We start from the raw sequence: 20,851 nt of genomic DNA, 5'->3' as shown, positions 1-20,851 counted from the left end.
ACCGGGGTTTCAATCCGTCTGCCTTGCCTTGGTAACGGCACATTTTTGCCATGTGCTGCCAGTCTTACCTGCTTGGTTATCGATAGAAGCAATCTGTTATCACAGATCGTGCGGCGCTCCGTGAGGGACTGCCGCATGGGCTATTGGCCCACCCGTTACACTGAAAGGAATCGTTAATGTCCAAAGAAGACATGATCGAACTGCAAGGCGTCGTTATTGAAATGCTGCCGGAATCGCGCTTTCGAGTGCGCCTGGACAACAATGTTGAAATCCTGGCCTATGGCTCGGGAAAAATGAAGATGCACCGCATCCGCGTACTGGTCGGTGACCGTGTGACCGTGGAAATGTCACCGTACGACCTGACCAAGGGTCGCATCAACTTCCGCCACCCGACTGCTCCTGTCGGCGGCCCGGCTCCGCAGCACTTCAAGCGCCGCTAAGCAGCCACGCCTGTCTCGCGGCCACTCAGCCCACCTGTGGGTCGCGCAGCCTCCCCCTTCTGCACTGTCGCCGGCAAGCAGCCCGGCACGCATGCAGAAATGCTCCGTTATTGCCTTAAAGCTGGCCTGCCACGTGCTGGCATCGGCAAGGCCGACGGCTGCACCTCAACCGCCCTCCGCCGCTTTTTTCATAAAACATACACACACCAGCCACGTCATAACCGGTTCTGCTTACTAAATCGGTACTTATCCGTTTTTTAACTGGAAAGATTGCATGACACCTGCTTAGATTGAGGAATACTCACTCCTCCATCAGCGCGTCAGCCATGACCAGCAAACCACCAAGACAGATCCTGCTTGCCGAAGACAGCAGCAGTCAGCGCAATCTGCTGAAAGCACTGTGTCAGCAGATTCCGAATGCCGTGGTACATGAGGCAGCCGATGGCAGCTGGGCCTTCCAGCTCAGCCGCCAGATTCCGAAGCTGGATCTGGTGATCACCGACCTCAACATGCCGGGCATGGATGGCATCGAACTGGTGGAACACCTATCTCGCCAGCCGCACATCCCATCGCTCATGCTCATCAGCGGTCACTCGCCGGAATTGCTGGCCAATAGTGTGCGCGCCGCACAGGAGCTGGGTTTTACCGGCATTGGCCATCTGGCCAAACCGATTGATGATGACCTGTTCCTCACCGAGATCACCCGCCTGCTGGATGTGCCACAGGACATCATCGACAACAAGAGCAGCCTGCCGCTGATCGACATCATTACCGGCCTGGCGCACAACCAGTTCTGTGCGTTCTATCAGCCCATTTATGACCTGCGCCAGGGCAAGGCGGTGCAGATCGAAGCCTTGGCGCGCTGGCGTCACCCCACCATGGGCATTCTGGGACCCAACCAGTTCATCGGCATGCTGGAACATGAAGGCTTCATTTCCCTGCTGACCCACCGCATCGTGCAAACCAGTCTGGATTTGCTGACCCGCGGACCGGACACGCAGGACCTGCGACTGTCCATTAATCTGTCGCGCCGCCTGCTGGATGACCGGGAATTCCTGGACTGGCTGGTAGATCAGGTATCCTCGCGCGGGCTGGCTTTCGACCGCATCGTGCTGGAAATCACCGAAACCATGGCCTTTACCAATTTTGGTCACACCCTGGCCACGCTGCTGCGGCTGCGCATGCGTGGTTTCGAATTGTCACTGGATGATTTTGGCACCGGCCACACCACGCTGGAGCACATCAAGAACCTGCCACTGACCGAGCTCAAGTTTGACCGCATCCTGATCAAGGACATCCACCGCGACGCCCGTAGTCAGAGCATCATCGCCGGCATGGCCAACATCGCCCGCGAGCTGGGCTTGCGCATGGTGGCCGAAGGCATAGACGACACCCAGGATCTGGATTACCTGTGTGCGCACCACCCCGACATCGAATTGCAAGGCTTCCTGCTATGCAAGCCGGTACCGGCGGAAGAGCTGGGCAAGCACATATTCCCCAGCTGCCAGGCCAGCCGCCGCGCCTGAACCCACTCAGCTGCGCTCAGTCATCCACCCTGCCCCGCAAGGCCTTGATGCCGCTGCGCCGGGATTTTCCCTCCAGCCGGCGCTGACGCGAACCATAGGTAGGGCGCGTGGCATGTCGCGTCTTGGGCTGCTGGGACACGCCATCCACCATGGTTTGCAGCCGGGCCAGCGCATCATCGCGATTCAGCTCCTGGGTACGGTGCTGCTGCGCCTTGATGATAATCACACCGTCCTTGCTCAAGCGGGCATCCGCCAGCGCCAGCAGGCGCTGCTTGATATGATCGGGCAGGCTGGAGGCCATCACATCAAAGCGCAGATGGATAGCCGAGGACACCTTGTTAACGTTCTGACCACCCGCGCCCTGCGCCCGGATGGCCGTCAGCTCTACCTGCTGCGGATCAACCGGATAGCGACTCACCGTCACCCTTCCCTGCTGCCAAAGCCTGCAACACCTGCGCGGTACTGCGCACCCTCCCCAGTCGCGGAAAGATGTGCTTGACCGAAAACTGGTGGCACTCCAGCAACTGGCAGCTCATGGCATCTTCGGCCAGGACGACCGCATAGCCGCGCTCCCAGGCAGAACGCGCAGTGGAGTCCACGCCGATATGGGTGGAAATGCCCGCCAGCACGATGGTGCGTATGCCACGACGGCGCAGCTGCAGGTCCAGCTCGGTACCGTAAAACGCATTCCACTGCCGTTTGATGATCTGGATATCGCTGGCAGCCACTTCCAGCTCGGCCGGCTGCTGCAACCAGTTGTCCGGCACCGGCGTAGAGGGCGGCACCAGATCAGTGGGCAGCTTGAGCGCATCGCCACCATCAGCCGACCACCCCACCCGCACCAACACCACCGGTGCGCCAGCCGCACGGAATGCTTTGGCCATGGCAGCAGAATGCTCCAGCACTTGCTCGGTGTCATAAGGCTGCTTGGCAAAACCCAGAATTCCCTGCTGCAAGTCGATCAGAATCAGGGCGGTGGTGGCGGGGTCCAGATGATCCGGCATGACTATCCTCAAGAGTGAATTTGCAGCCGAGACAATACTACCGGCCATACCTTACAGACAAGAAAAATGGCGAGGTGCCGCAGCACATCGCCATTTTGTCGCGTCCGTCCAGCCAGACGGGTGACCATGGTACTCAGTCCGGCAAGGCTACTTTGCCATCTTTGCTGAACTGGTAGTCCTTGAACACATGCTCGGCACTGAGGATCTGGTAGCTGCCGTCTTCATTGCGACGGGTGGTGTCCTTCAGGCGATAGGTGTACTGACCGCAGGTCCAGCAGTCGAAATTGCGCATATGGGTGCACAGACAGGTCTTGTCCATCACCTTGATGCGGCGCTCACCCGGATGGGCTGCCACTTCGCGGTTGTAAGCCTGGATATAGGAACAGCTGCCATTGGCGTCCAGCAGATAGCCGTAGGCCTCGCAATTGGGGCGAATGCCATCGCCAATGGCCGGGCAGGACTTGATCATGCGCATCGGGTAACCGGTCGGCGACAACTGGTTCACCTCGATATCGTCTTCGTTGGCCTTGAAGTATTCCTGCTGTACCTTTTCCGGCAGACCGCATTCGCTGGTGACGGTAAAGCGGGTGGCCACCTGCACCGCGCCGGCACCGTTTTCCAGAAAACCGACTGCATCACTGCCGGTAAAGATGCCACCGGCCGGAATCAGCGGGATATCCAGCTGCTCTGCCTGCATCCAGGTGCGGATTTCAGCCACGATGGTGGCCAGATCGTACTGCGCCCAGTCCATGCCAAAGCCCAAGTGGCCGCCAGCCAGCGGGCCTTCCACCACCACATAGTCCGGCAGACGGCCGGTACGGGAGGACTTTTTCAGGAACAGCTGCAGGGCGCGCAAGGACGAAACAATAATGCCCAGCTTCACGTCGCGGAAACGCGGGTGATCTTCAATCAGCGCGAAGGAACCCAGGTGCAGGCCGGCTGCCAGAGTAATGCCGTCAATGCCGGCATCCATGGCAGTTTGCATGCGTACGCGCAGGGTTTCCTTGGGCGCGTTCATGGTGAGCTTTTCCATGCAGTTGATGAAAATCAGCCCGTCGCCCTTTTTGGCTTCCATGGCCGAGCCCACATGCAGCTTGGTGGCTTCAGCCAGAATGCCCAGGTCGAACTTCACCACCGACTTGTCGGCGTTCTCGACGTTGAATTTGTACTGCTTGAGCTTGTCCTTGACGAACTTGGTGTTGAAGCGACGGTCCGTCACCGTAGGCACCATGGCATCGGAGATATGACCGATACCACCCAGACGGGCAGCCTCCAGCGACAGGGCCACGGTGGAAATGTCCACGCCCATGCCGCCCACCATGATGGGAACCAGTTCTTGCTTGCCCAGACGCAGGCGGAAATCGTCAACACACTTCATTTTGATGCACCTCAGTTTGGCTGGGCGGCATTATCCCCCATCCCTCGCCACAAAATCCACTTTTCTAGAGTTTTTGCTCACACCCCAGGTAAGTGGCGCTGAACAGCAGCAGTGCGGGACCGGCAAACAGGCATCCACACTCAGCTTAGACCGGCTTTGTTACGCCCAGTGCATGGATTCAGCTCTCTTTGAGCGGTAGCTGATGGCGGCTGTCCTTCAGGGTTTTCATCACGATGTGCGAGCAGATGTCGCGCATGCCCGGCACCTTGCGACAGCGTAGCTACAGGATGCCATTGCACGGTCCAGTCACCACATAGGCTGCCATCACATCCTCAAACGCAGCTATCTGCTGCAACAAAGCTTCATGCCACTGGTCGGGTGCAGTGGACAAACGCAAATCAAGCCCCTCTTCCAAAGCTCGCATCCAGTGCAGGCCGGTAGGCACCCATACATGTCTAGCAGTGCTTATTACCAGCAGCACTGTTGCATATTTATTGGGAGTATCACCGCATAAATTTAACAGAATAGTTCGCAACTAAGTATTTTATCAGCGATGGACAGCATCACTAAAATTAACCATCAACCATGATAAAACATACCACCCGATTCAAAGACAAAATATCACAGAAAAATACATGAAAACACAATCACTCTGCTCACAGCACATCATATTAATTTTTACACTGATATTCATCTGGAGCGGCGGTTGGTTTTTTACCAAAACTGGGCTTGAAAGCTCCACACCACTCTCGTTCAATGCCATTAGATTTCTATTAGCTGCAGCAATAATGCAAATTACTCTGAACTTAACACCCAACCACAAATCAGCATCTAAAAGACACTGGCCCGTAATCATCGCAGTAGGAATATTTCAAACTGGCTTAATGTTTTCCTTGGCTTCTTTCGGAATGATGCAGACTAACCTAACAAAGACGGTCATACTGGTCTATACAACACCTTTATGGGCCAGCTTTCTTGGGTGGCATTTTCTGAATGAAAAATTGGATAAAACGCAATGGGCAGGTTTACTCCTTGGATTAACAGGCATTGTATTCATAATACTACCAGAAATTAAACTAGGGAAAATATTCGGCATATTAATTCTACTAGCATCCGCACTATCATGGTCCATAGCAAATTTATTATTTAAAAAATACTTATCCAGCTACGATAAACTTTACATAGGAACATGGCAAATTACTATTGGCGCCGTATTTTTACTTATCTTGAGTATAGTAATCGATAAAGAAATTTCCTTTCAAGCAAGCATGAACAGCATTATTTCACTGTTATATGTGAGCATATTTGGATCCATTATTGCATTTTCCATATGGTTTCATTTAGTTACAAAATTAAGCTTACTGCAATCAAGCATGGTAACACTAGGCGTCCCAATCACAATCATGGCAGCTGATGCCATTCAGAATGAAAACATGAGCTCTACACTAGTAACTGGAATGCTTTGCATACTGCTGGGCATTTATTTCGCTATAAAAAATAACTAAAGTACTCCTTTCAATTCAATCTATTTCTTCAGATAGACGCAACGTCTATAGCAACTAAGCAGGAATAAATCTGCTCCATCATGCAAAAAGCCACCCCGCAGGGTGGCTTTTGACTTGCACAGCCGAAAACCGCTCAGCCGCGCAGGCGGCGCAGCACTTCTTCCTTGCCAATCAGCGCCAGCACCGCATCCACCGACGGAGTCTGGGTGGTGCCACACACCAGCACGCGCAGCGGCATGCCCAGCTGGCCCATCTTGATGCCTTCTTCGGCGCAGAAAGGCTTGAACAGTTCGTGGATGCTTTCGGCGGTCCAGCTGTCCAGTGCAGCCAGCTTGTCGGCAAAGCGGGCCATGCGTGCCACGGCATCGCCAGCCAGGTGCTTTTCCACATCGGCAGCAGCGGCTTCGCGCTTCTTGTAGAAGTAATCCACTTCCAGCGCCAGCGCGTTCAGGTCCTGGATGCGCTCTTTCACCAGTGCAATCACGTCCTCGATAGCCGGGCCGTTGGTGGTATCCACACCGGCGGCAGCCAGACGCGGGGCAATCAGCGCTGCCAGACGGCTGTTGTCAGCGGCCTTGATGTGCTGGGCGTTCAGCCACAGGAATTTTTCCTGGTTGAAACGGCTGGCCGAGGCGCTGACCGCTTCCAGGCTGAACCATTCGACAAACTGCTTCATGTCGAAGAATTCATCATCGCCATGACCCCAGCCCAGACGGGCCAGGTAGTTGAGCAGCGCTTCCGGCAGGATGCCCTTGTCGGCGTAGTCCACCACGCTCACCGCGTCGCGGCGCTTGGACATCTTCTGGCCGTCCTCATTCAGGATCATCGGCAGATGGCCATACACCGGCAGTGGCGCATTCAGCGCCTTCAGGATGTTGATCTGGCGCGGGGTATTGTTGACGTGGTCGTCACCGCGGATCACATGGGTGATCTGCATGTCCCAGTCGTCCACCACCACGCAGAAGTTGTAGGTGGGGCTGCCATCCGGGCGGGCGATGATCAGGTCGTCCAGCTCGGTATTGGAGAATTCGATACGGCCCTTCACCGCGTCGTCCCAGGCGACGGTGCCGTCCAGCGGGGTGCGGAAGCGGATTACCGGCTCCACGTCAGCCGGAATCGCCGGCAGGGTTTTGCCTTCTTCCGGACGCCAGCGGCGGTCGTAACGCGGCTTTTCACCCTTGGCTTCCTGCTCGGCGCGCATGGCTTCCAGCTCTTCCTTGCTGCAATAGCAGCGATAGGCATGGCCGGATTCCAGCAGCTGCTGGATGACTTCCTTGTAGCGGTCGAAACGCTGGGTCTGGTAGAACGGACCTTCGTCATAATCCAGGCCTACCCAGTGCATGCCGTCCATGATGGCCTTGACCGACTCCGGCGTGGAGCGTTCAAGGTCGGTGTCCTCGATGCGCAGCACGAAAACGCCGTTGTTCTTGCGGGCATAGGCCCAGGAAAAGAGTGCGGTACGCACGCCACCAATGTGCAGATAGCCGGTGGGGCTGGGGGCAAAGCGGGTACGGATCATGATGGAATGAGGTCCAGCCGGATGAAGAAAGGCGCTATTGTACGCCGCCAACAAAACAGCCCGCAAATGCGGGCTCGGAATATCGGCCAGGCCCTCCCGCTTGCCAGACTGAGGGAGGGCCGGAGAACAGATCAGAACCGATCAGATCAGCGCGCTGACCACCGGCAACATATGGGCTGGCAGCATCTGCGCCATCAGCCAGAACGCAGTACCGGCCAGCATGGCGGCCATGCCGCAGTTGAAGGCGCGCAAGCGCCGCGGCGAGGCCAGCCAGCGGCGGATGGCCACGCCACTGCCCGCCCACAGCGCAATGCAGGGCAGGCCCACGGCAAAGGTGATGGCGGCAAACAGCGCACCGGCCAGCAGCGGGTCCATGTGCTTGGGCAAAAACACCACCGCAATATTGAAGCCCATCAGCCACACCTTGGGGTTGAGCCAGTTGAACAGCAAACCACCGCTAAGGCCCATCGGTGCCGCCGCGCCATCAGCTTTGTCCACCGCGCCTGCTCGCGCCATGCCCCAGGACAGCCACAACAGATAACTGCAGCCAGCCAGTGCCAGATACAGCTGCACGCTGCTGATCAATCCGGCCACCTGCCCCAGGAATACCGTCATCAGGCCGATCTGCACGGCCAGTCCCAGTGCCATGCCCAGCAAGGCCGGCAGCGTGCGGCTGAAACCGTAATTGACGCCGGACGAGGCCAGCACCAGGTTGTTGGGGCCGGGGGTGATGGACATCACCAACAGATAGGTGACCAGGGCAACAAGATTCATGACAACTCCAGAGCAGTGCTGGCGGTGGACAGGCTTGCCGTAATCCGGCTTGTGGCCCGACAGGCAAACCCTGCCACCGCACCATGTTTTTGATGCTGTCATGGTACGTAAAGCAGCTGGACAATAACAGATTCAGAAAAATACAATTGAGACCATAACAGTTATGCAATCCCCAAACTGTTATGGTTCACTTTGCCAAAAACTGTGCCGGACAGCCGTCCGCCGCCCAAGGAATGCACCATGAATCAGGAGCCGCTCTACCAGCAGCTGGTCAATGAATGGATCACGCTGATCCAGAACGGCGTAATGCAGGCTGGCGAACGGCTGCCTTCTGTCCGCAAGGCCTGCGACATCCACAAGGTCAGCCCGTCCACCATTCTGCTGGCCTACCGCACACTGGAAGACCGCGGCTTTATCGAGGCGCGGCCGCAATCCGGCTTTTATGTCAAAGCCGCCGCCAGCCTGCCGCTGCCACGCATGCGCCGCCAGAGCGAAGCCGCGCCCACCGGCGAAGTGGTGGACCATATCGAAGCGGTAATGCGGGTGCAGACGTCAGCTGACTTCATCGACCTGTCCCTGGCCAGTCCGCGTGGCAGCGACTTCTACCCCACCAACCGCTTCAAGCACATCATGGGGCGCTTGCTGCGCCAGCAACCGGAGCTGACCACCGACTACCCCTTCCCGCCCGGCTCGGCCCGCTTGCGCCGCCAGATTGCCCAGCGCGCGGTCAGCTGGGGCTGCGTGCTGGCCCCGGACGACATCGTCATCACCAATGGCTGTTCCGAAGCACTGCAACTGGCCTTGCGCGCCGTATGCAAGCCGGGTGATACGGTGGGGCTGGAATCACCCACCTATTTTTACCTGCTGCCACTGCTGAAAAGCCTGGGCCTGTCGGTGATCGAGATTCCCACCCACCCCAATAGCGGCCTGTCGCTGGATGCGCTGGAATTGCTGCTGTCGGAAAAGCGGCTGCAAGCCATTGTGACCATGCCCACCGTGCACAACCCGCTGGGCAGCACCATGCCGCCGGAAGCCAAGCGCCGGCTGGCACAGCTGGTCAACGACTACCGGGTGCCCCTGATCGAGGATGCCCCGCACGCCGACCTGCATTACGGCAGCCAGACGCCGGACGCGGTAAAGGCCTTCGACCGCGATGGCTGGGTGCTGCTGTGCTCCAGCTACAGCAAGACACTGGCACCGGGTTTTCGTATTGGCTGGATTGCCGCCGGGCGCTTTGCCCGCGAAGTGTTGCAACTGAAATGCGCCAGCTCGCTGGGTCAGCCGCGTCTGCTGGAAGAAACCCTGGCCGAATACCTGGAAAGCGGTGGTTACGACCACCACCTGCGGCTGATCCGTCGCCATTTCATGAGCCAGATGGAAAGGCTGCGCGGCACGGTGGCCAGCCGCTTTCCGCAAGGCACCCGCGCTACCCTGCCCTCCGGCGGCTGCCTGCTGTGGGTGGAACTGCCCGCTGGCGTGGACACGCTGGAGCTGTTTCATGCCGCACTGGCCGAGCGTATTACCGTGGTGCCGGGGGTGATGTATTCGGCGCGTGGCCGTTATCGCAACTGCCTGCGGCTGTCGTGCTGCTATCCGTGGAACGAAGCCTACGAACGGGCGCTGGTGCGGGTGGGCGAGCTGGCCTCCGGCATGGGCGGCAGCGGGCTGATCACGCTGGGGGACTGAAGCATGCAACAAGTCTGATCCTGGTCAGAGCCTGTTACCCGCAGCGTGGCTAAGCTGCCCGGCCCGGTGTCGGACAATTGTCGCTCCGACGTGAATCGACTATGCTCGAAACAGGCCGGACGGCACGCCCCGACCGGCTGTCACACCCGATACACCCCACATCTGCGAGCTATGACCCCATGTGCCAGCTATTAGGCATGAATTGCAATACCCCGACCGACATCCTGTTTTCCTTTGAAGGCTTCCACCGCCGTGGCGGCCTCACCGATCACCATGCCGATGGCTGGGGCATTGCCTTCTTTGAAGGCAAAGGCTGCCGCATCTTTCTGGATGACAAGCCCTCGGTGGAATCCGCCGTCGCCCATCTGGTACGCAATTACCCGATCAAGTCGCAAAACGTCATCGCCCATATCCGCAAGGCCACTCAGGGCGAGGTGAATCTGGCCAACACCCACCCCTTCATGCGCGAGATGTGGGGCCAGTACTGGATTTTCGCCCACAACGGCGACCTGAAAACCTTCCAGCCCGAAGCCGGCTGCCACTTCAACCCGGTAGGCACCACCGACTCGGAACGCGCCTTTTGCTACCTTATGGAGCAATTGCGCCGCAAGTGGTGCAGCGCGCCGCAGCTGGATGAGCTGTTTGCCGAAATCGACCGGCTGGCGGCCGAAATCCGCCAGCACGGCGTGTTCAACTTCATGCTGAGCAATGGCGAAGTGCTGTTTGCCCACTGCGCCACCAATCTGCACTACATCATCCGCCAGGCCCCGTTCAACAAGGCCCATCTGGTGGACGACGATGTCACGGTGGATTTTTCCACCGTGACCACGCCCTACGACCGCGTGGCCGTGGTAGCCACCCAGCCGCTGACCGACAACGAAAACTGGACCCAGCTGCAGCCCGGCCAGCTATTGCTGTTCCGTGACGGAGCCCCGCTACAGGCCAGTGCCGCTTGATGCCCTGCCCGCCCGTTAGCAATAAGCCGCCTCCTCCGGGAAGCGGCTTTTTCATTCTCTGCCCGGCACTTCCGCGTTATGCTGCAGAAAAGACCGCTTTTACAAAATGGATAACAACCGCGCCACCGGAGAGACATCATGAGCCGCTTCGACTTCAGCCATCCGCCCTTCGACACCCTGACGCCCAGCGAACAGCAAACGCTGGAAAAACACGCCGACATCCAGTTTTTTGCCGATGAGGAATGCCTGCTCGGCCCCAGCGACCGGGTAGAAGCCCTGTATGTGGTGCTCAAAGGTAGTGTGCGCGAAATGGCGGGCGACGAAGTCATCACCCTCTACCGCGAGCGCGACACCTTCGACGCCCGCGCCATGGTGGCCGGCCAGACCCCGCACCGCTTTGTGGTGCACGAAGAAGCCCTGCTCTACACCCTGCCGCGGGATGTGGTGATGGCGCTGACCGAACAGAACCCGCGTTTTGGCGCGTACTTTTATGCCAGCGTGTCGGAGAAGTTCGGCAGCATGGCGCAGCGTGCCGGCAACCGCGAACTGCAAACCCTGCTGACCGCCACCGTAGGCGATGTCGGGGGGCGTACCCCGGTGTTCGTGGACGGCAGCACCAGCGTGCGTGAAGCGGCGCGGGTGATGAAGGACAACAAGGTCAAGTCGGTGCTGGTACGCCATGACGGCAAGCTGGGCATTTTCACCACCACTGATTTTCGTGACATCGTGCTCAACGAAGTCCCCGGCAGCACGTCACTGGCCACCCTGTGCCGCTTCGAACTGCTCACCGTCGACGTGGGCGACTTCCTGTTCAATGCGCTGCTGATCATGACCCGGCGCAATATCCGCCGCCTGGTGGTCACCGACAATGGCGAGGCCATCGGTATCTTGTCGCAGGTGGACATCCTGTCCTACTTCTCCAACCACTCCCACCTGATTGCACAGCGACTGGAACGCGCGGATACGCTGGACGAACTGGCGGAAATCTCCGGTCAGATCACCCGTCTGGTACAAATCCTGTTCAGCCACGGCGTGAAAGCCCCGCAACTGGGCCGGCTGGTGCAAACGCTCAATGCGCGGCTGTTCTCCCGCACCTGGCAGCTATTGGCGCCAGCAGAAGTGCAGGACAACAGCTGCCTGCTGGTAATGGGTTCGGAAGGCCGTGGCGAGCAGATCCTCAAGACCGATCAGGACAATGCGCTGATCCTGCGCAACGGCTTCAACCACCCGGAACTGCCCGCCATCTGCGAAGCCTTTTCCGCCGCGCTGGCCCGCTTTGGCTATCCGCCCTGCCAGGGCCAGATCATGGTCAACAATGCCGCCTGGCGGCTGACCGAAAGCCAGCTGCAACAGCAGATTCACCAATGGGTGTACCAGCCGGACGGTGCCGCATTGATGAACCTGGCCATCTATGTGGATGCCGAAGCCGTCGTCGGCGATGCCAGCCTGCTGGAACGCAGCCATGCCTATTTGCTGCAACAGCTACGCGACGATGCCAGCTTTTTCTCGCGCTTTGCCCGCGCCATCGAACAATTCGACACACCGCTGGGACTGTTTTCACACCTGCTGACCAAGGAGCGCAACGGCAAGGCCATGCTGGATCTGAAAAAAGGCGGCATTTTCCCGCTGGTCCATGGCGTGCGTTCGCTCTCGCTGGAACACGGAATCAGCCAATGCAACACCTTCGACCGGCTGCATGCGCTGGCCGAAGCCGGACACCTGGACAGGGAGCTGGCCAATGAAATCGCTGAATCACTATCCTTCCTGCTCACCCTCAAGCTCAGTCAGGGCTTGCAGCAGGTCTCGCTGGGCAAGCTGCCGGGCAACCAGATCGAACCGGATCAGCTCTCCACGCTGGAACGCGACCTGCTGAAAGACGCCCTGGGCGTGGTGAAGAAATTCCGCACCCAGCTGCGCCACCATTTCCGTCTGGGGAGCTTCTGATGCTGGGCAATCTCAAACGCCAGTGGCAGCGCCGCATGCTGAAAGACCCGCGCTATGCCACCCTGTTTGTCGACGACACACAGGAGGTGGTCAGCGTGGACTGCGAAACCACCAGCCTGAAAGTACAGGAAGCCGAGCTGTTGTCGATTGGTGCAGTACGGCTGCGCGGCAACCGCATCCTGTCCAGCCAGGCCTTTTATGTGCTGGTAAAACCCACGCGCAAACTGGAAAGCCGCAATATCAGCATTCACGGGCTGCGGCCCATGGATGTGTCGGAAGGTCTGGATGCTGACGACGCGGTGCGGCAATTGCTGGACTTCATCGGCGGGCGGCCACTGGTGGGCTATTACCTGGAATACGATGTGGCCGTGCTCAACAAATATGTGCGCGGCATCACCGGCATCAGCCTGCCCAACCGGCAGATCGAAGTCTCCGGCCGCTATTACGACTACAAGTTCAAGCAAAACCCCGGTGCCTACATCGACCTGCGGCTGGCCGAGCTGATTGCCGACCTGCAAGTACCGGCCCTGCCGCGTCACGACGCGCTGAACGACGCCATTACCGCCGGCATGCTGTACCTGGCCTTGAAACAGCGCGGCTTTGGCTGAGCGGCAATCTGCCGCCTGAAAAACAAAAACCCGGCCATGGCCGGGTTTGTCCTGCATGCCTGCTGTCAGCGCAGGCTCAATAGCCCATTTCCTCGTGCTGGGTTTCTACTTGTGTGCCAGCACCCAGCGACATCATCAGCAAGGCAACGCGCTCGTGTACGATCACGGTATGGCTGTTACCGGAAAACTGCATGAAGCGGCGCAGATCCTCACGCACCTTACGCGAGCCGGTCACGTCGATGATGATGTCCACCTGATCACCCTGCTCGGCAATCTCGATGAAATTGCTGGTTACCGGCACACCGCGTGCCCGCGCCAGCTCGATACCGGGCAGACGCAAATCCAGATCGGCCACCCCGACCATTTCAACAAACGGGGCATCCAGCAGTTGCTGGAGCAGCGGGGTGCCGGTTACACCTGCGCCTATCATGCCGATTCTGTATTTTTCCATATCACCCTCGAAGCGTGCGGCAGATTATGCCTTTAGAATAAGAGCCGACACTCTAACAGCAGCGACAAGGCCCTGATTTGAGACAAATCAAACTGCTTGCAGCCAAAGGAAGCGAAAAGGGAAACACACTGGCCTGACGGGCCAAAAAACCACAATACCCGTCCGGTACGGCACTGCCGCAACAGGACGGGCCCAATAGCAATGCTTGCAGCACCAGACGGGCATGCGCAGATGCAGTGCCGCTAATGCAGGCTTTGCCGAGACAGAAAGCGCAGATAGCCCACGCCCTCCAGCCAGAAGCCGCCATCAGCCAGCGGCGTGGCATCTTCCAGGTCACCCAGCGTCAACACCAGGTCCTGACCATCGACATGGGCTTCCAGCACGATATCATCTTCATCAGCAAATTCTTCCGACCCTCCGTGCTGATCCGGCTTGATAAACTGGTTGTTGACCTGAATGTAATCGGACTCATTCAGCAAGCGCAGGATGTTCATGGCAACCTCCGTGTGATGCAGTTGAGAGACAAGGTCACAGCCGACAGTCACCAGCCAGATGCGTCCGTCAGCTGGCGCAGCACTGTCAGGCTGCTCAGCATCGATCCGCATCTTCCATCACAAGCAGCCAAGCTCGGCCATCGACACCGCCTGGCTGCCCGTTACCACAAAATGGTCCAGCAAACGACAATCCAGCAAGGCCAGCGCGGCACGCAGGCTTTCGGTGAGCGCCCGGTCCGCCGCCGAAGGTTCTGCCACCCCGGATGGATGGTTGTGTGCCACGATCACGGCAGCTGCATTGTGTTGCAGACAGCGCCGTGCTACCTCGCGCGGGTAGACACGGGCCTCGGTGAGCGTACCGCTGGCTACTTCCTCCACGGTAATCACCCGGTGCTGCGCCGTCAGAAACAGCACCACAAATACTTCGATATCGCGCCGACCTATCACCCAGCGCAGGTAGTTCTTTACCGCATCCGGCCCATCCAGCGCATCACTCAGCTTCATTTCTTCGGCAAGCGCCCGGCTCGACAGTTCCTTGCATGCCATCAGCTGCGCATACTTGGCAGCCCCAAGACCTGGGCAGCGCTCAAAATCATCCAACCGGCAACCCAGCAGTGCCGCCAGCGAGCCAAACTGTGTCAGCAATTGCCGCGCCATGTCCACGGCGGTCATCCCCCTGATGCCGGTACGCAGGAAGATGGCCAGTAATTCGGCATCCGACAGGGCCGCCGCACCCTGGGCCAGCAATTTTTCACGAGGACGTTCGGCCAGCGGCCAATCGGTGATGGACATGAATGATTTACCCTTACTCTGGCTATAGCCTGTTTGGAAGCAGTCGGCAAACATCATATCCATGCACCGTCATCCACCCCGCCCGGCCAAGGGCCAGTTGCAAGCCGGCAGCGCGGCTAGCGGGAAATTCCGGTAAACTTTCGGCTTTATTGCACAGTTCCCAGGAAGCCCGATGACAGCCAGACGCATCCTGCTTGGCGTAAGCGGTGGCATTGCCGCCTACAAAACTGCCGAACTGACCCGCCTGCTGGTCAAGGCCGGCCATCAGGTAGAAGTGGTGATGACTGAAGCGGCTACCCGCTTTGTTACCCCGGTCACCTTTCAGGCCCTGTCGGGCAATGCGGTCTACACTGATATTTGGGACCCGCGTCCGGACAATGCCATGGCGCACATCCAGCTGTCGCGCCGTGCAGATGCCTTCCTGATTGCCCCGGCCAGTACCAACCTGCTGTTCAAGCTGGCCCACGGCGTGAGCGATGACCTGATCTCCACCCTGGCCGCCGCCCGCACCTGTCCGCTGATTGTCGCTCCGGCGATGAATCGCCAGATGTGGCAAAACCCGCCCACCCAGCGCAATGTCGCTCAGCTCAAGGCTGATGGCGTGGCCGTATGGGGGCCGGACTCCGGCGCGCAAGCCTGCGGTGAAGTAGGTGAAGGCCGCATGCTGGAACCAGAAGCGCTGGCCGAGATGCTGGAAGGCTTTTTCGTGGCCAAGACCCTGGCGGGCAAAAAAGTGCTGCTCACCGCCGGCCCCACTTTTGAAGCCATCGATACCGTACGCGGCATCACCAATATCAGCTCCGGCAAGATGGGTTATGCGCTGGCACGTGCCTGTCGCGATGCCGGTGCCGAGGTAACGCTGATTTCCGGCCCCACCGGCATGCCGGCACCGATAGGCATGCGCCGCATTGACGTTGACAGTGCCCGGCAAATGTACGATGGCGTGATGCAGGAAGTGGGTCATGCGGACATTTTCATCAGCGTGGCCGCCGTGGCGGACTACCGGGTGAAAAACCGTTCCGAGCACAAGATCAAGAAAGGTGCCGGCCTGCCGGTGATCGAACTGGAAGAAAACCCGGACATCCTGGCTACCGTGGCCAGTCTGCCCGCCGCACCGTTCTGTGTCGGCTTTGCCGCCGAAAGCCAGAACCTGCTGGAATTTGCCGAGAGCAAACGCAAGAAAAAACGGCTGCCGCTGCTGGTGGCCAATCTGGCGCAACACGCCATGGGTGCGGACAGCAACCAGGTTGTGCTGCTGGACGATGCCGGTGCGCATGCGCTGCCGGACCTGCCCAAGCCCGCCGTGGCCCGGGCCATTGTCGAGCATCTGACCCATCTGCTGCCTCGTTAAGTCGCAACCACAATCCGACCTTGCCCGACAAGGCAGGCCCACGCGGCCTGCCTGCCCATTTCATTTGCAGGAAAACCATCATGAAACCTGTTGTAGACGTCAAAGTGCTGGACCCGCGCCTGCACGACAACCTGCCCGATTACGCCACGCCGGGCTCCGCCGGCCTCGACCTGCGGGCTGCCATCGACAAGGACTTGCTGATTGCACCGGGTGAAACCCAACTGGTGCCCACCGGCATGGCCATTCACATTGCCGACCCCAAGCTGGCGGCAATGATCCTGCCGCGCTCCGGCCTTGGCCACAAGCATGGCATCGTGCTAGGCAACCTGGTTGGCCTGATCGACTCGGACTATCAGGGCCAGCTGTTTGTCTCGGTATGGAACCGAGGCCACACTGCCTTCCGCCTGGCTCCGCTAGAACGCATTGCCCAGATGATCATCGTGCCGGTGGTACAGGTGGAATTCAACCTGGTGGATGACTTCAGCCAGTCCGAACGCGGCGAAGGCGGCTTCGGCAGCACTGGTCGCAGTTGATGATACATGGCCGGTCAGCACATGGCCGGCCACCTGTTACCACCCTTGTCATTGACTGCCTATAATGAAGCCACCATTTGTCATGAAACAGCTCAGATGCAAGGGATGTGGCCTCAATGGAAATACGCAGTACCTCTTCACTCACCCAGCCATCCACGCTCCCTCTGCCGGAAATCCTGGATAGCCTGGTTGAACTGACGGCCCAGCGCGAGCGCAGAACGCTGGAGATCAGCCTGCTGGCCACGCTGCGCGAGCTGATGGCCGACTGCACCATTGCGCTGTACAACTGTCGCTGGATAGACGGCCACCCCTGGTGGCGCATTCAGTTGGACAGTCTGGAAGAACCCCCCGCACAAAATCAACCCTGGACCCTGCCGGGCAGCAAGATGTTACGCATCCTGTTGCAGCAGGATCAACACCAGGCCATCCACCCTATCGATACCGGCCTGTGTGTACCGCTATACCAGACCAATCAGGTGGTGGCCGTCCTGATGGTGACGCCGTCTGCCCAGGCTGTGGTGGACCACAAACTGCTGATTGCCCTGGCACGCATCCATGAGAATTTTCTCAATCTGCTGCATGCATCTGACAGTGACACCCTCACCGGTCTCTACAACCGACGCAAATTCGACAGCCAACTGTTCTCGCTGGTGGGAGATCCATCTGGTGACAAGCGCCGCATACCGTTGCTGGCCTTGCTGGATATCGATCACTTCAAGCAAGTCAATGACAACTACGGGCATATCATCGGCGATGAAGTCCTGCTGATGCTGGCCCAGCGCATGCAACAGTTTTTTGGCGAGGACGATGGCCTGTACCGCTACGGAGGCGAGGAGTTTGCCATTCTGTTCCACAGCGTCAGCGAGGAAAAAGCCCAGGCCATTCTTGAAGGTTTCTGCACCCGTATTTCCAACCACCCCTTTCCACAAGTGGGCCAGGTAACGGTTAGCATTGGCTTTACCCGACTGGATCAGGGCCTGGTGCCGGCACAAGTCATCGACCGGGCCGACAAGGCGCTGTACTACGTCAAAACCCATGGTCGCAATCAGGTCTGCCAGTTTGAAACCCTGTTGCGGCAGGGACTGGTGCAAGAGGTCGAAATCGCCAGCGGCGACATCGACCTGTTCTGAAATCTAAGCAGCGGTCAGCAGCCAGATCAACGCAGGGAAAAGGCCTCGTGGTGGAAACGCGGCGGCACGGCACGGCTGGCCAGTTGGCGCTGCAAGCTTTGCCCCAGACCCTCCGGCCCACAGAACCATACATCCGCAGCCTCAGGCAGCGCTCCGACATCCAGCCGCTGACCATGATCGCTCTCCAGCAAGTGCAGGCGAATACCCAGCCGCTGGCAAGCATGGCGCACCTCATCCAGCCCAGCAGCTTCGCTGGCCTTGCGTACGCAATAAAAAAAATCCACCGGTATGCCCGCGGGCTGCCAGGAAGACTGCAACCAGGCCAGGAAAGGCGTCACCCCCACCCCACCTGCTACCCACACCTGCGGCCCGGACAAGGGGCGACCATCCACCCCGCCGGTAAAACCGCCATAAGGTCCTTCCAGCATCACCTTGCTACCGGTTTGCACACGACCAGGCAGGCCTGAGGTGTAATCACCCAGCGCCTTGATGACAAAGCGCAGCTCACCATGCCCCGGCCAGGCCGAGGCAATGGTAAAGGGATGCGCGCCCTCGGCAGCATCCAGTCGCAACAAGGCAAACTGCCCAGACTGATGACCTGGCCAGCGCGGTACATCACAACGGATTTCCAGCATATTGCCCGGCAGAGCCTGCACCGCGGTAACCGTGCCGGCATGACGCTGCAAGCTGCCCACCTTGCGCCGCAGAGAAGCCAGTGCGGCATAGATGCCAGCCAGCAGCAGCACCGCCAGCGCCCAGCCCAGCGGGGTCCACCAGAACGCCGTCGGCGTCAGGATGACGCTATGAAACACCCCCATCAGGTAAACCGGGGCAAACAGTTTGTGCAATTTGCGCCAGAAACCATATGGCACCATGCGCAGCAGGGCAATGATCACCAGCCCCAGCACGGCCCAGGCCGCCCACTCTCCCACCTGCTTGGCCAAGCCAGTCCAGGAAAACACATGCGGATGAAATGACCGCACCTTTGGCGCAATCAGACCCAGCTGGATCAGCCAGCGCGGCGACAGATCCAGCAACCAATGGGCAGACAGCATCAGTCCTGCGGCAATACCCAGCCGGCGGTGCAGCCGGTACAGCTTGTCCAGCCCGCCCCACAGCCTTTCCAGCCACAGGGGGCGCATGCCCAACAGCATGCCCAGCGACATCAGCATGATCAGCTCCACGCCGCTTAACAGCATGAATTCGCGACGCCAGGCAAAGTAATTGTCCGGCCAGGGAATGTACAGCGCGTGACACAGCACGAAAGCCAGTGCGGTCAGCAACATGGCACTGGCTAGCGGATAGGCAGTCCAGCGGAAAGTTTTCATGTCCAGAGTCCTGATTGGAAAGATTGAGGACATTGGACTACAGCAGCTTGTCCTACCCTTTAAGCAGCAAGGACGAGATGTTGCTTTGTAATAACAGGGAGGCCAGCCTTAACAATTATTCGCAAATCAGCACAAAACCAGCTACACCAGCGGCAGTGCTATTGACATCCACCCCGGCGGCCCCATTTAATTCCCACTTTTAGCGCGCCGTATACTTTGCAGCGTCACACTTACTCTCCCCGAACAGGAAAATCTCATGGCCATTACCGTTAACGGCGTCGAAATCACTGAAGCCATGGTGCAAGCAGAACAGGAAAACCACGCAGATGCGCCCAATCCGCGCGATGCAACCATCCAGGAACTGGTGCTGCGTGAACTGCTGCTGCAAAAAGCCAAGGCCGAAGGCCTGGACGCTGCCAACCCCAATGCAGCCATTGGCGCCCTGCTGGAAAAGGAAATTCAGGTTGATCCGGTAGACGAAGCCACTTGCCGCGCCTTCTACGATCAATACCCGGAACGTTTCGCCGGCGGCGAATCCGCCGTGGCCAGCCACATCCTGTTCCCGCTGGGTGGCGGTGACGAACTGGGCAATATGCTGGCCAAATCCAAGGCCGAAGGCGTGCTGGCTGAAGTACAGGCCAATCCGTCGCGCTTTGCCGATCTGGCTCGCGAACACTCCACCTGCCCGTCCGGCCAGCAAGGTGGCAGCCTGGGCCAGTTTGGCCGTGGTCAGATGGTGCCGGAATTCGAGCAGGCCGTATTCAGTACCGAAGCCGGTCAAATCACCCCCAACCTGGTGCAAACCCAGTTTGGCTACCACATCATCCAGGTCAACGAACGCAACCAGGGCGGTCAGATCAGCTTTGACGACGTCAAGGAACGCCTGCAGCAATACCTGACCCAGATGGCCGGCAACAAGGCCATGCACGAATACCTGGCCAGCCTGGTACAAGCCGCCAAGATCGAAGGCTACAGCATGCCGGCACTGTAATCAGGCCCGCTGTTAGAGCAAGAGCAAAAGCCGGGTTCACCCGGCTTTGTTCCGCCAGAAGATTAAACAAACAAAAATAACTGTTTCAAACAATCATCCAATCCTGTTACATCCGGTCTGTTATCAAGAAGGACACACCCATGCACTTGTTCTGGTTTTTGATCGTTGGTGTACTTGCCGGCTGGCTGGCGGGAGTGCTGGTCAAGGGGGAAGGTTTTGGCCTGCTGGGCGATATGCTGATCGGCATCATCGGTGCCTATGTCGGCGGCTTCCTGTTTCGTGCGCTGGGCTTGAGCGCCCATGGCATGCTGGGCAGCATCATCATGTCCACCATCGGGGCGGTAGCACTGCTGCTGATCGTGCGGCTACTCAAGCGGATATAGCCGTCCGCATCGCCCGTATCAGGCGTGCAGCCTGACCAGCACAACATGGTCTCAGCGG

At 58.7% G+C, this 20,851-nt stretch carries 20 protein-coding genes and 1 pseudogene; 12 read left to right on the top strand and 9 right to left on the bottom strand.

Features of this window, described 5'->3' with window-relative positions:
* The first annotated feature begins 176 nt into the window (after nucleotides 1-176).
* Together infA and GSR16_RS05930 are read left to right on the top strand one after the other, a co-directional pair.
* A complete protein-coding gene (infA, locus tag GSR16_RS05935; protein WP_089086053.1) occupies nucleotides 177-440 on the top strand; it encodes a translation initiation factor IF-1 in 264 nt (87 codons plus the stop codon).
* Between the two features lie 326 nt (nucleotides 441-766).
* Complete coding sequence (locus tag GSR16_RS05930; RefSeq protein ID WP_159875602.1) at nucleotides 767-1,966, top strand: EAL domain-containing response regulator; 1,200 nt, start codon at nucleotides 767-769, stop codon at nucleotides 1,964-1,966.
* A 16-nt stretch (nucleotides 1,967-1,982) separates the two neighbouring features.
* On the opposite strand, the gene arfB is transcribed toward GSR16_RS05930, so the two are convergent.
* From arfB to GSR16_RS05915, 3 genes are all read right to left on the bottom strand, one after another.
* The gene (arfB, locus tag GSR16_RS05925) at nucleotides 1,983-2,384 is read right to left on the bottom strand and encodes an alternative ribosome rescue aminoacyl-tRNA hydrolase ArfB (protein WP_159875601.1); all 402 of its coding nucleotides are present in this window, start codon (nucleotides 2,382-2,384) and stop codon (nucleotides 1,983-1,985) included.
* A complete protein-coding gene (locus GSR16_RS05920) occupies nucleotides 2,365-2,970 on the bottom strand; it encodes a hydrolase (protein ID WP_159875600.1) in 606 nt (201 codons plus the stop codon). The genes arfB and GSR16_RS05920 overlap by 20 nt, the downstream gene beginning before the upstream one ends.
* Before the next feature lie 133 nt (nucleotides 2,971-3,103).
* Nucleotides 3,104-4,348, bottom strand: coding sequence for a nitronate monooxygenase (locus GSR16_RS05915; RefSeq protein ID WP_159875599.1), 1,245 nt, complete (start codon nucleotides 4,346-4,348; stop codon nucleotides 3,104-3,106).
* Nucleotides 4,349-4,983: 635 nt separating this feature from the next.
* Here GSR16_RS05915 and GSR16_RS05910 point away from each other — a divergent pair.
* Nucleotides 4,984-5,853 (top strand): DMT family transporter, encoded by an 870-nt coding sequence (locus tag GSR16_RS05910; protein WP_159875598.1) that lies wholly within the window; start codon nucleotides 4,984-4,986, stop codon nucleotides 5,851-5,853.
* A 133-nt stretch (nucleotides 5,854-5,986) separates the two neighbouring features.
* Here the strand turns inward: GSR16_RS05910 and gltX are convergent, their stop codons facing one another.
* Nucleotides 5,987-7,372, bottom strand: a complete 1,386-nt coding sequence (gltX, locus tag GSR16_RS05905) for a glutamate--tRNA ligase (protein ID WP_159875597.1) — start codon at nucleotides 7,370-7,372, stop codon at nucleotides 5,987-5,989.
* Nucleotides 7,373-7,513: 141 nt separating this feature from the next.
* Nucleotides 7,514-8,146 carry a LysE family translocator gene (locus tag GSR16_RS05900; RefSeq protein WP_159875596.1) on the bottom strand — a complete coding sequence of 211 codons (633 nt, stop codon included), beginning with the start codon at nucleotides 8,144-8,146 and terminating at the stop codon, nucleotides 7,514-7,516.
* Between the two features lie 240 nt (nucleotides 8,147-8,386).
* Here GSR16_RS05900 and GSR16_RS05895 point away from each other — a divergent pair, with 240 nt between their 5' ends.
* From GSR16_RS05895 to GSR16_RS05880, 4 genes and pseudogenes are all read left to right on the top strand, one after another.
* The gene (locus GSR16_RS05895) at nucleotides 8,387-9,832 is read left to right on the top strand and encodes an aminotransferase-like domain-containing protein (protein WP_159875595.1); all 1,446 of its coding nucleotides are present in this window, start codon (nucleotides 8,387-8,389) and stop codon (nucleotides 9,830-9,832) included.
* 179 nt (nucleotides 9,833-10,011) lie between these two features.
* Nucleotides 10,012-10,761: pseudogene (locus GSR16_RS05890) on the top strand (class II glutamine amidotransferase); the annotation flags it as partial.
* Nucleotides 10,762-10,926: 165 nt separating this feature from the next.
* Nucleotides 10,927-12,732, top strand: coding sequence for a putative nucleotidyltransferase substrate binding domain-containing protein (locus tag GSR16_RS05885; protein WP_159875593.1), 1,806 nt, complete (start codon nucleotides 10,927-10,929; stop codon nucleotides 12,730-12,732).
* Nucleotides 12,732-13,340, top strand: coding sequence for a 3'-5' exonuclease (locus tag GSR16_RS05880; RefSeq protein WP_159875592.1), 609 nt, complete (start codon nucleotides 12,732-12,734; stop codon nucleotides 13,338-13,340). Before GSR16_RS05885 ends, GSR16_RS05880 begins: the two co-directional genes overlap by 1 nt.
* 76 nt (nucleotides 13,341-13,416) lie before the next feature.
* Here the strand turns inward: GSR16_RS05880 and GSR16_RS05875 are convergent, their stop codons facing one another.
* From GSR16_RS05875 to radC, 3 genes are all read right to left on the bottom strand, one after another.
* Nucleotides 13,417-13,791, bottom strand: a complete 375-nt coding sequence (locus tag GSR16_RS05875) for an oxidoreductase (RefSeq protein ID WP_159875591.1) — start codon at nucleotides 13,789-13,791, stop codon at nucleotides 13,417-13,419.
* 242 nt (nucleotides 13,792-14,033) lie between these two features.
* Nucleotides 14,034-14,285: a hypothetical protein gene (locus tag GSR16_RS05870; protein WP_159875590.1), complete on the bottom strand. Its 252-nt coding sequence runs from the start codon at nucleotides 14,283-14,285 to the stop codon at nucleotides 14,034-14,036.
* 117 nt (nucleotides 14,286-14,402) lie between these two features.
* Complete coding sequence (gene radC, locus GSR16_RS05865; protein ID WP_159875589.1) at nucleotides 14,403-15,077, bottom strand: RadC family protein; 675 nt, start codon at nucleotides 15,075-15,077, stop codon at nucleotides 14,403-14,405.
* Between the two features lie 172 nt (nucleotides 15,078-15,249).
* Here radC and coaBC point away from each other — a divergent pair, with 172 nt between their 5' ends.
* The 3 genes from coaBC to GSR16_RS05850 all read left to right on the top strand — a co-directional run bounded on the left by coaBC (nucleotide 15,250) and on the right by GSR16_RS05850 (nucleotide 18,091).
* On the top strand, nucleotides 15,250-16,428 hold the full coding sequence (coaBC, locus tag GSR16_RS05860; protein WP_159875588.1) for a bifunctional phosphopantothenoylcysteine decarboxylase/phosphopantothenate--cysteine ligase CoaBC: 1,179 nt from the start codon (nucleotides 15,250-15,252) through the stop codon (nucleotides 16,426-16,428).
* Nucleotides 16,429-16,508: 80 nt separating this feature from the next.
* The gene (gene dut, locus GSR16_RS05855) at nucleotides 16,509-16,961 is read left to right on the top strand and encodes a dUTP diphosphatase (RefSeq protein WP_159875587.1); all 453 of its coding nucleotides are present in this window, start codon (nucleotides 16,509-16,511) and stop codon (nucleotides 16,959-16,961) included.
* A 116-nt stretch (nucleotides 16,962-17,077) separates the two neighbouring features.
* The gene (locus GSR16_RS05850; RefSeq protein WP_159875586.1) at nucleotides 17,078-18,091 is read left to right on the top strand and encodes a GGDEF domain-containing protein; all 1,014 of its coding nucleotides are present in this window, start codon (nucleotides 17,078-17,080) and stop codon (nucleotides 18,089-18,091) included.
* Between the two features lie 26 nt (nucleotides 18,092-18,117).
* Here the strand turns inward: GSR16_RS05850 and GSR16_RS05845 are convergent, their stop codons facing one another.
* Entirely contained in the window at nucleotides 18,118-19,419 is a 1,302-nt protein-coding gene (locus GSR16_RS05845) for a ferredoxin reductase family protein (RefSeq protein WP_159875585.1), read from the bottom strand.
* A 256-nt stretch (nucleotides 19,420-19,675) separates the two neighbouring features.
* Between GSR16_RS05845 and GSR16_RS05840 the strand changes: the two genes are divergently transcribed.
* On the top strand, nucleotides 19,676-20,410 hold the full coding sequence (locus GSR16_RS05840; RefSeq protein WP_159875584.1) for a peptidylprolyl isomerase: 735 nt from the start codon (nucleotides 19,676-19,678) through the stop codon (nucleotides 20,408-20,410).
* Between the two features lie 140 nt (nucleotides 20,411-20,550).
* Entirely contained in the window at nucleotides 20,551-20,793 is a 243-nt protein-coding gene (locus GSR16_RS05835) for a GlsB/YeaQ/YmgE family stress response membrane protein (protein ID WP_159875583.1), read from the top strand.
* The last annotated feature ends 58 nt before the right edge of the window (nucleotides 20,794-20,851 follow it).

Source organism: Aquitalea denitrificans (assembly GCF_009856625.1).
GTDB lineage: Bacteria > Pseudomonadota > Gammaproteobacteria > Burkholderiales > Chromobacteriaceae > Aquitalea > Aquitalea denitrificans.
This window is presented reverse-complemented; position numbering and strand designations above follow the sequence as displayed.

Bases quoted from the DNA above. Each gene is read 5' to 3' on its own strand.
- infA (WP_089086053.1), top strand. From the start codon at position 177: ATGTCCAAAGAAGACATGATCGAACTGCAAGGCGTCGTTATTGAAATG.
- GSR16_RS05930 (WP_159875602.1), top strand. From the start codon at position 767: ATGACCAGCAAACCACCAAGACAGATCCTGCTTGCCGAAGACAGCAGC.
- GSR16_RS05920 (WP_159875600.1), bottom strand. From the start codon at position 2,970: ATGCCGGATCATCTGGACCCCGCCACCACCGCCCTGATTCTGATCGAC.
- GSR16_RS05915 (WP_159875599.1), bottom strand. From the start codon at position 4,348: ATGAAGTGTGTTGACGATTTCCGCCTGCGTCTGGGCAAGCAAGAACTG.
- GSR16_RS05910 (WP_159875598.1), top strand. From the start codon at position 4,984: ATGAAAACACAATCACTCTGCTCACAGCACATCATATTAATTTTTACA.
- gltX (WP_159875597.1), bottom strand. From the start codon at position 7,372: ATGATCCGTACCCGCTTTGCCCCCAGCCCCACCGGCTATCTGCACATT.
- GSR16_RS05900 (WP_159875596.1), bottom strand. From the start codon at position 8,146: ATGAATCTTGTTGCCCTGGTCACCTATCTGTTGGTGATGTCCATCACC.
- GSR16_RS05895 (WP_159875595.1), top strand. From the start codon at position 8,387: ATGAATCAGGAGCCGCTCTACCAGCAGCTGGTCAATGAATGGATCACG.
- GSR16_RS05885 (WP_159875593.1), top strand. From the start codon at position 10,927: ATGAGCCGCTTCGACTTCAGCCATCCGCCCTTCGACACCCTGACGCCC.
- GSR16_RS05880 (WP_159875592.1), top strand. From the start codon at position 12,732: ATGCTGGGCAATCTCAAACGCCAGTGGCAGCGCCGCATGCTGAAAGAC.
- GSR16_RS05875 (WP_159875591.1), bottom strand. From the start codon at position 13,791: ATGGAAAAATACAGAATCGGCATGATAGGCGCAGGTGTAACCGGCACC.
- GSR16_RS05870 (WP_159875590.1), bottom strand. From the start codon at position 14,285: ATGAACATCCTGCGCTTGCTGAATGAGTCCGATTACATTCAGGTCAAC.
- radC (WP_159875589.1), bottom strand. From the start codon at position 15,077: ATGTCCATCACCGATTGGCCGCTGGCCGAACGTCCTCGTGAAAAATTG.
- coaBC (WP_159875588.1), top strand. From the start codon at position 15,250: ATGACAGCCAGACGCATCCTGCTTGGCGTAAGCGGTGGCATTGCCGCC.
- dut (WP_159875587.1), top strand. From the start codon at position 16,509: ATGAAACCTGTTGTAGACGTCAAAGTGCTGGACCCGCGCCTGCACGAC.
- GSR16_RS05850 (WP_159875586.1), top strand. From the start codon at position 17,078: ATGGAAATACGCAGTACCTCTTCACTCACCCAGCCATCCACGCTCCCT.
- GSR16_RS05845 (WP_159875585.1), bottom strand. From the start codon at position 19,419: ATGAAAACTTTCCGCTGGACTGCCTATCCGCTAGCCAGTGCCATGTTG.
- GSR16_RS05840 (WP_159875584.1), top strand. From the start codon at position 19,676: ATGGCCATTACCGTTAACGGCGTCGAAATCACTGAAGCCATGGTGCAA.
- GSR16_RS05835 (WP_159875583.1), top strand. From the start codon at position 20,551: ATGCACTTGTTCTGGTTTTTGATCGTTGGTGTACTTGCCGGCTGGCTG.